General features: G+C 43.7%; 2 protein-coding genes. Both read left to right on the plus strand.

Going from position 1 to position 3145, the window contains the following annotated elements; genetic code table 11:
- Positions 1-98 precede the first annotated feature (98 nt).
- The gene (locus RDS42_RS13660; protein ID WP_308784138.1) at positions 99-464 is read left to right on the plus strand and encodes a DUF134 domain-containing protein; all 366 of its coding nucleotides are present in this window, start codon (positions 99-101) and stop codon (positions 462-464) included.
- Positions 465-466: 2 nt separating this feature from the next.
- Positions 467-3049: an FAD-dependent oxidoreductase gene (locus tag RDS42_RS13665; RefSeq protein ID WP_308784139.1), complete on the plus strand. Its 2583-nt coding sequence runs from the start codon at positions 467-469 to the stop codon at positions 3047-3049.
- Positions 3050-3145 lie beyond the last annotated feature (96 nt).

Raw genomic sequence — 3145 nt, forward strand, 5'->3', positions numbered from 1 at the left:
AGAAAGTATTATAAACATATGCTCAAAAAATATTGACTTATGTTCAAAAAAGCAGTATTGTAAGGGTGTTAAAAATGCAGCCATAGAGAGGAGGAGTCATGGCAAGACCACAAAAATGCAGATGCATCTGTTCGAAACCTAAGGTTACAGAGTTTATCCCTGAGGGGTGCTCCAGAGAACATTGTGTGAATCTTACTTACGATGAATATGAAACAGTACGTCTCCTGGATTTTGTATGTCTGACCCAGGAACAGTGTGCCAGAAAGATGGATATTTCCCGGCCTACAGTGACTCGGATCTATAATGGCGCACGGCAGAAAATTGCAGATGCACTTGTAAACGGACGGGGCATAACCATCAGCGGAGGTGATGTGGTGGTGTGTGAAGAAATGCGCCCGGAATGTGTAAATGAAAAATATTGCTGTCATAAACAGCAGGAAAACCATCAGGCAAAAGGAGAATAAGAATGAAAGTATTGATTATTGGCGGTGTTGCTGCAGGTACAAAAACAGCGGCAAAATTAAAAAGAGAAGACAGAAATGCAGAAGTGACCGTGATTACAAAGGATAAGGATATTTCCTATGCAGGGTGTGGACTGCCCTACTATGTAGGCGGATTTATAGAGAGCCGTGACGAACTGATTGTAAATACTCCTCAGAAATATGCAGGACTTACAGGAGTCGAGGTTCGCGTAGGAAAAGAAGCCATTGCGCTCGATGCGGATAAAAAACAGGTGACTGTCAGAGACGTGGATACAGGCGCGGAAGAAGTCTGTTCCTATGATAAGCTGGTTCTTTCCGTAGGAGCATCTCCGGCAGTGCTTCCAATTGAGGGAACAGAGAAGCAGGGCGTGTTTAAAATGCGTACACCGGACGATGCCATTGCCATCCGTTCCTACGTAGAAGAAAAGGGTGTGAAAAAAGCAGTGGTTATCGGCGCTGGCTTTATCGGTCTGGAAGCTGCAGAAAACCTTAAAGCAAAAGGAGTGCAGGTAACAGTAATTGATTTTGCTTCACAGATTCTTCCGAATATCATTGACCCGGAAATGGCTGTGTATGCCAAAAAGCATCTTCTCAGAGAAGGAATCCGCGTGATTACAGGAACAAAGGCAGAGGCTGTTCTTGGAAATGAAGCAGTGACAGGAGTAAAAACCTCTGCAGGAGTTCTTGGATGCGAGCTTCTGATCATGGCAGCAGGTATTCGCCCAAATACAGATTTCCTGAAAGACACCGGTCTGGAAATGTTTAAGGGAACGATTCTTGTAGACCGTACAATGAAAACAAACCTTGAAGACGTTTATGCAGCAGGCGATTGTGTAATGGTTACAAACCGCCTTACAGGAAAAAATCAGTGGTCTCCTATGGGATCATCTGCCAATATGGAAGGAAGAACTCTGGCACAGGTACTGGCAGGTAAGGAAAAATCTTATCCAGGTGTATTAGGAACTGGTGTTGTGAAGCTTCCGAATCTGAATATCGGACGTACCGGTCTTACAGAAGCACAGGCTCGCGAGGCAGGATATGATGTAGTTACCGTAGTAGCGCCTACAGATGATAAAGCTCATTACTATCCGGACGCATCTTTCTTTATCACAAAGATGATTGCAGACAAAAAAACTCATAAACTTCTTGGCGTACAGGTATTTGGCCCGGGCGCAGTAGATAAAATGGTTGATATCGCGGTTATGGGAATGAATATGGGAGCAGTTCTTGAGGATTTTGAAAATGCGGATTTTGCATATGCTCCGCCTTTCTCTACTGCAATCCATCCTTTTGTACAGGTGGCATATATCCTGCTTAATAAGATCAACGGAACACTGGTCAGCATGACTCCTGCAGAATATGCAGAAGGCAAAGCAAAAGACTATAAAGTGATCGATGTAAATCCGCAGCCTTCAATCCGTGGCGCTATGTTTGTAGATCTTGCCAAAGTAAACGGAGAAATAGAGGGGCTGGATAAAGAAGATAAGCTTCTTCTGGTGTGTGCAAAAGGAAAGAGGGGATATTTCCTTCAGAATCGTCTTCGTCAGTTTGGCTATAAGAATACAGCAGTACTTGAGGGAGCAAGATTCTTTAATGACATTAAGATTTCCAATGCATCCGGAAGCATTTCTCCGGAAGAAGAAAAACGTGTAAAAGCACTGGGATTTTTGAAAGATAAGAATACAGAAGATAAGTTTAATGGCCGTGTTATCACAAGAAACGGAAAGATCACAGCTGAAGAAGCCAGAACTATTGCAGAGGCGGCTGAGATGTTCGGAAGCGGTGAGGTGACTATGACATCCCGCCTTACCATGGAAATTCAAGGAGTTCCTTTTGATAATATCGAGCCTCTTCGGGAGTATCTCATGCAGGCAGGTCTGGAGACGGGAGGAACCGGATCTAAAGTAAGACCGGTGGTTTCCTGTAAAGGAACTACATGTCAGTATGGACTGATCGATACCTTTGGACTTTCAGAAGAGATTCACGAGAGATTTTTCCATGGCTATGCAGATGTGAAGCTTCCTCATAAATTTAAAATTGCTGTAGGCGGATGCCCGAATAACTGTGTGAAACCTGATCTTAACGACCTGGGAATCATTGGCCAGCGTATTCCGCAGATTGATCCGGAAAAATGTAAAGGATGCAAGATCTGCCGTATTGAAAAGAATTGCCCGATCCATGTTGCAAAAGTAGAAAACGGAAAGATCGTTATTGATGAAAATGCATGCAACCATTGCGGACGCTGTGTAGGAAAATGTCCGTTCCATGCCATTGAAGATTATACAAACGGCTACCGTGTTTACATTGGAGGACGCTGGGGCAAAAAAGTTGCCCAGGGACGTTACCTGGACAAGGTGTTTACAGATAAAGAAGAAGTGCTTTCCATTGTAGAAAAAGCCATCCTTCTTTTCCGCGAACAGGGAAATACAGGAGAACGTTTTGCAGATACCGTAGCACGCATCGGATTTGAAAATGTGCAGGAACAGCTTCTTTCCGATGAACTTCTTGGACGAAAAGAAGAAAACATCAAAGCACAGAAACACCTTACAGGCGGAGCGACCTGCTGATAAAAATACACAAAGGCGCAGTTTCCTTATGGAGACTGCGTTTTTCTGTGCCGGAAAATAAATGGTCAAAAAAAAGAAGATTTTGTTTTGCAGATA

This window comes from uncultured Blautia sp., from assembly GCF_902497045.1.
In the GTDB taxonomy this organism is placed as follows: Bacteria; Bacillota; Clostridia; order Lachnospirales; family Lachnospiraceae; genus Blautia_A.